Consider the following 6302-nt stretch of genomic DNA (forward strand, 5'->3'; position numbering starts at 1 on the left):
GAACCGCGAGTGCGTCCCGGAAATGCAATGGCCAAGAAAGACCATCAATGCCGCTTCGGCATACAGGCCCATATCGGTGTGGACGACGAGTCGTGCCTGGTGCATCGCATGATGGGCACGGTGAATAATGCGGCTGCCGCTTATGCCGGAGTGAAGATGCGCAGCGTTCTGTGCAACGCCAAGTGCTCGCGGCGTGCCTGCTTGCGCCTGAGGCGTATTTCAGGACGCAAATATCATCTGGATCACGGCCGTCTCAGTTCAAATGGTGAGGCGGTTATTCCACCTACTCGAGACTTGTTCAGCATTCAAACCAACATATTGACTTGATTAGCTTTATAAAACGCCCCCTACTGATCAAGCCTAATAAATTTCTCTCAGGGCCCCACTGCGTGTAGCGCCCCTCCCTTAGCGCACGTGCCGTATGAGCATCCTCAAAGGGTGTAATCGAATTTGAAAATGACATCGACCAGGCTTTCCACCAGTTCGCGTTGGGCTTGCCCCGTACCGGCGTTAAAGAACGTCAGAACCAGCTTCCCGCTACTGGCATCATCTTGAAACGGCAAGTGCCGTGAATCAATGAAGTCAATTCTGAACATTCCCGATCCATCAAGCCTGCGAGAAAGCGCGACATAGTTGACGGTCTCCATCCCTAGCGTGATTTCTAGCTCTTGATAAGGCCCTGGCAATGCCGGCAATCTAACGCTGATGTTTTTGAAACGTTCGAACTTGTCGGCACTGCCATCAGCACCGTTTAGATCGAGCGACGCCAGCTCCAGTTGAATGACCAACTGGTCGTTGTTCGCCGTTTTGATCATGACGCCGCCCGTGCTGACCGACGGACTATTCGAGAGCGCACCCTTCAGCAGCACCGAGAAACTTTGACTGCTCTCGGCTCGTGTAATCTGGGTATTCAGCGAAATAATTTTTTGAATCTCCAGACCACGCTTGTTCGTACGCAAATAAATGCTCTCCATTTGTTATAGCTCCAACTGCAAGCTTCCCGGCCAGCGGCCCTGGGTAGAAATCACTCCACATCCGTGTGATGAGTTGACTGACGGTGTGATCTCCCCCGATGTCGTGGCTCAAGGCCGATTGGGGTGTCAGACGCATCGCAGGCGGCCTGTCATGCCGCTGGGTAGTAAAGCGACGAGAAGTATTCGGACATCATCCAGTTACACAGTCCCCTCATCAATCGCATGAGTAGCATGGGTGTATTGCCGACCCACACATGGGCCAGCACCTGGACAGACAGCGTCTTTTTTCGGCCATCGCGAGCTGTTGACTCGCTGGCTCTATTTGGCGCCGCCAGTTGATTGAATTTTGAATCAGTATGTTCCTCCTGAATCACCAGTCCGCACGCCGACGACGCTATAGCTCACTGATATCCAATCGCGAGGCAGAAAATTCAAGGCTCGTCGCCGACCACGCAGCCGTAGGACCGGACGCAGACTCGAAGAGACTGTAGAGTCGTCCAGACCGCACTAATCAAAAAAAGGCCAATCGCTCACCGTACCTTGTGACCATCGTTGATCCGGCACATATAAACTCAAAACGCCCGTCTTCAGCTAAACGGCAATCCATCGGGATGCCCAACCAGACTACGGAGCAGTAGGTATATACAAGATGCACCCATTGCGGATGATGACCAAGCCGAATGCCAACATCTCGGAAACTCACGATAGTTACTTGCGTTGATATCTGAATTAATCCACCCCCGCCATGTAACTCCCAGACTAAATCCGTATAGATAAACTATCCAGACACATGGCAAGCATTTTGGCATCATACCTTTTCTAGGTATGACGACCTGCTTCACATGAGCTAACGTAATTCACGCGCCTTGTGTGCGTTTTTTAACAATTAAGGCGGTGACAGGTTGTTTGTGAACGACTCCTTACTTAACTATGTGATCACTAGATGCAGCTTCTGTTTCCGGTCCTGCACAAGGAGAAGCTCTAGAGCATTGCAATGCTGCAGTACACGCACGACTCAGCACTTTAATCAATTCATCTCGAAAATAGCGACCAACACGCCATCAAACGACGTATAGCCCCATTCGCAGTACCTGCAGTTTGAAAGCGTGATCACATATTATGTTTATATCGTTTATGAAATTTCAGTCTCACTACTTTCAAGTCGAACAGCCCATCAGCTTTTCGGATATAAACCCGCATCAATTCGCAAGCATCTAGCTTGCCAGGGAGCCTAGCCCCCACCCCAGCATCACCGCCCAAACTATCAACTATAACAAAATGGCACCCACGACCCATAAAAACAACGACCTCATGAATACCACGAAAACCCAACAAGTTATTAATAGCCGATCTACCGTTAGGTTTTATTTTGGCTTTTGTTCATCGTCCGGCACCATTTTAATATTCAGCTTTTTATAAATATAGTCCTGCAGCAGCAGGAGAGTGGCGTCCGCCCCCAACCAGCCACACAAGCCAATAATGACGCCTGCGGCGTCTGGAGGAATGTTAAGGGAACGACAACCGAGTAAAACCAAATACCCAGCAAATGCAGCACCGACCCCCTGCAACACCGTTTCACCAACACGAATAGGTTGTTGAGCCCCGAGTCGGCGCATCATATGACCCAATATGCCGCCACCTGCAGCGACCAAAACAAAAATCCACGACATCAGTATTTCCTCAATATATTTAGTATCCATACGGACACCTCAAAATTAGTGCATTTTACGAGAGAGCAATAGCAATACGCCGACCGAGTTCACCATACAACATGTACGGAGCACTGCTGGACTTAACTAGCGCTTCAACGCGCCCATCGCATTACTCTACCTCACCCTCATACAGCGCATTTATAGTGAACTTATTCTTTATTCGCAATGTAGAGTCTGATAGCGGAGCCGGCCAGCATTCGTGACTTATTTGTGCTACTAGTTATGGCCATACTACCGCCCGTGTTATGCTCTCGAAATACTTTACTTATTCCGTATAGTTTCAAGCACATCATTCGCACGTTCGATCGCGCGCTCTACCTCCTCTCCCAAGCCTGTCAACGTAGTGCGCCGAGCCCTAGTGCATAGACGAAAAGATCGTTTTACCGCTGAAAGATATGAATTAAGTGCGGTTTAAAATCACGGGGGGAGGACCCACGACTTCTTTAGCTGAAAGCGTGCGCACCTGCGTAATGGTTGGAGTTGAAAATCCGGTCACCGTTTGATTATCCTCAGCTTGACCCGAGGCGCAAGCAACACACTGAATGCTGCAAGGCACTCTCCCGGCCCCGGGCGAACGTCGACGAGCCACCTCACACACTGGGCTAAGGATCACATTCAGAACGCCCTCCCCTCTGGCCCTCGATGCCTGACGTGGCACTCGAAGTGACAAGGAAACGGCAGGAAACTCCGGAAGAGAAGGCTTGCGTAGGATTTTTCTTATCTGTCTGACTGAATTGTAGAGCCCGCACTTGAGTAATGACGGACTGCATGGGTGCAGAGGCTATGTATGCATTTCTCATCATTTAATGAACTTTGACATTCAAATTTCTGGACAATTTGCCAAGTCATGTCCAAAAAAATTCGAGACACAGTCTAATATCAGACAGCCCCTTGAATTCTTATTTGATTTGTGGCGTATTAACCCTGCACTACAGTCGCGCGTTCCACGTGCCTCTGTAGAGGCTACGTGAAAAGGGGGGAGGGAAAGGCTGTCTTAAAGCGCTGTGTTTATCAACAGTTGCACTAAGCCAGGCTCCATCGAATAAGGAGATAAAAATGCCTGTATCCAGTTCCCAAAATCTCAAAACTCCTGTAGCCCCCATCCCCCGAGAGACGAACCAGTACTTACAGTCATGGATAAAAATGTACGGGGAATTTAGAGTAGCAGACGAAGGAGATAAAATATCCACCATTGACAAACGTGCACTAATATTAGTCGAAGAAGGCGCTTGGCAGATGATTGTAGGGGGTCAGAAGACCATGAACATAATTTGCGCTGGCGGTATGGTTTGGCTTGATAGCTTGGTCCCAGAAGACACCAGAGAATTGACATACTACAAAATCATTTCACGAACTAAATATTACGAGCTTCCGATTAGCTCCATCTCATTCTCTGTGCCTGACCCTGAATTCGTCAATGGGATATTCGATTTTGTTACACGCAGCTCATGCGAGATATCAAATAAATGGCTGACTCAGTGCACAAATGATAGCTATAAACAAATAAAAAACTCTCTAGAGTGGATCGCTTCACTACCTAACAGCATAAAAGAAAAATTCACCATTATATTTTTCATAAGTGCCACCACTGGCGTTTCCAGATCCCATGCGCTGGCCATAGTAAAGGCTCTGAAGGAGGGTAGCTACATTGAAGTTAACCGAGGGTATCTTGTTAGAATCCTAAAAAAACTCCCCTCTTCGTACTAACGACAACATGGTCATCACACACGAGCCTCATGATAGCTCAGCGCATACCTTATTTTAAGTCGAGCACCATCCATGGAGGACGGCAACACTTCTTCGTAACTCGCGATTAAATAGCTGTGGGTTTAGAGCTCACATAATAAATACGAAGCACACCTGACATACCGTTATGAGCGGAATAGGATTCGTCAGGTGTGCCTTCGCTCCATCTCTGCTGGTGTAATCTTTTCCATGGACAAAGGCACCAAGTGAAAGACAATAATATTTTCTTGGATGGCGGGAATGACTATAGGCACCTATTATTAGTTAAAAGAGAAACCGACCCGATCACGAAGAATGGGCTTTCAGCCAAAAATATTTATCAATCGATCACTCGAAAACACTCGGCAAGCTATAACCTTACGTGGCACCTCTTCAGCGATCTAAACAACTGCTGTAACAGCGGCCAGTAGAACTCTATATAATATCTCTAGGTGAGCCAGTTTTGCTATTCCCAAAGGCCCAATCCGAGGCATGCCCCTCACGTCATAACATCAGAGCCGATCTTGCCAGCGTTGTGTTGCGATCTAATAATGCCCCCAGATTAAGCGGGAATACACTCCTAATTAAAGTATCTAATGACCAAGCAACATCGGTCCTTTTTCCGCTGAATTCAAACGCAAGGCGGCATGCCTCGCACGATCAAGGCTATAGCCATGTCATAGTGTGCCACTCGCTCGGCGTGCTTGACTCTACATTGCGCCTCTGAAAATGCGCATGTGCGATTTGACAGCCAAAAAAATTAAGAGTTGGACGCTCGAAATACACCGTTGAGCAGGAGAGTTTCATTTTAAAAAAGCTACCGCTCGCTTGATGTCGGAAGATCACGAGCGCATGCGCTGATATCAGTCAGGACCCTAGTTTCCCGCTTCGCCTAAGGCATCGACCCAGAGACGATGAACGACTTGGGTTGTGCTGCCGAGTTCACGCTATTTACCCAAGAACAAAGCACTCCCAGCCCAAACGCAGCATCGCATCGATGATGCCGGAAGATGACGAGCAGCACAGACGCGAGGCGCGCGGTTTGATGCAGAGGGATACCGTTAGTGAACAAGCAGGCCCCACTCGCAAACCTACAGATAAGCGAGATGCGAGCGGCCCGATATCACGAACACCTTGAGTTGGGAGTAGAATTACTCGGACAACACGCCGATAGAGCCCATGATCCGAAAACTGAATTTTACCGTACCGTGAACGGCATAAACACATAAACAGCCCAAAAACCGCAGCGCGCCACCAGCAATTATTGCAAGGGTATAACTGAAGTCGATCGCACCAATTCATGGTCTAGACACGCCGAGAACAACTTAACGTCGTGTGCGGGATTAGATGACCTCTACGTCACTTAAAGGGACAGTGCTGGCTACTGGCAGTATAATCTGCACGCCTTGACGTCTTATTCGTCACTTACGCCTTTGCCTGACTTCTGTAGATCCGCCCCCCCCCTACCATACAATGCCCAATAGCACAATGACAAATCTGAAGATCTTTCTGGATAATTCGCACGACCTTTTTACCTATGCCTGTCGGATATACCACACTGTGCTTCAAGAAAGTATCGGACATGATAAATCTGGCCGTCACATCCCACTACGCCGCACTTATCCCCCTCCAGCCCATCAGCGCAGTATTATTCCCTGAGCGTTTCCTTCAGCCCCCCAAATCGTCCACAACGCCTTTGCGTTCGGGCAAACACATCCCCAGACGAGTGCGTAGAGGTATTACACCTTTAAATCACCAACACGAGGCTGCCACATTACCCATAACGCGCAATGACACTCGCGAGGTTTGAAAAAAACCCCTCTCAAAGAGGGGTATTTTAGTAGCGACAAACCGCATGAAAAAACTATGTTTTCCCTTTGGGGGGAATAAC

3 protein-coding genes and 1 pseudogene are annotated in these 6302 nt (G+C 48.6%); 2 read left to right on the forward strand and 2 right to left on the reverse strand.

The window, feature by feature from the left end; translation table 11 throughout:
- A pseudogene (locus tag ACIOZM_RS30960) lies at positions 1-327 on the forward strand (hypothetical protein); the annotation flags it as partial.
- A 104-nt stretch (positions 328-431) separates the two neighbouring features.
- Here ACIOZM_RS30960 and ACIOZM_RS30965 read toward each other — a convergent pair.
- A complete protein-coding gene (locus tag ACIOZM_RS30965; protein WP_401221334.1) occupies positions 432-974 on the reverse strand; it encodes a hypothetical protein in 543 nt (180 codons plus the stop codon).
- 1364 nt (positions 975-2338) lie between these two features.
- Positions 2339-2674, reverse strand: coding sequence for a phage holin family protein (locus ACIOZM_RS30970; RefSeq protein WP_401221337.1), 336 nt, complete (start codon positions 2672-2674; stop codon positions 2339-2341).
- Positions 2675-3742: 1068 nt separating this feature from the next.
- Here ACIOZM_RS30970 and ACIOZM_RS30975 point away from each other — a divergent pair.
- Entirely contained in the window at positions 3743-4393 is a 651-nt protein-coding gene (locus tag ACIOZM_RS30975; RefSeq protein ID WP_401221340.1) for a helix-turn-helix domain-containing protein, read from the forward strand.
- The last annotated feature ends 1909 nt before the right edge of the window (positions 4394-6302 follow it).

The sequence above is a fragment of the Pseudomonas sp. NPDC087346 genome, from assembly GCF_044744235.1.
Taxonomy (GTDB): Bacteria; Pseudomonadota; Gammaproteobacteria; order Pseudomonadales; family Pseudomonadaceae; genus Aquipseudomonas.

Bases quoted from the DNA above. Each gene is read 5' to 3' on its own strand.
- ACIOZM_RS30975 (WP_401221340.1), top strand. From the start codon at position 3,743: ATGCCTGTATCCAGTTCCCAAAATCTCAAAACTCCTGTAGCCCCCATC.
- ACIOZM_RS30965 (WP_401221334.1), bottom strand. From the start codon at position 974: ATGGAGAGCATTTATTTGCGTACGAACAAGCGTGGTCTGGAGATTCAA.
- ACIOZM_RS30970 (WP_401221337.1), bottom strand. From the start codon at position 2,674: ATGGATACTAAATATATTGAGGAAATACTGATGTCGTGGATTTTTGTT.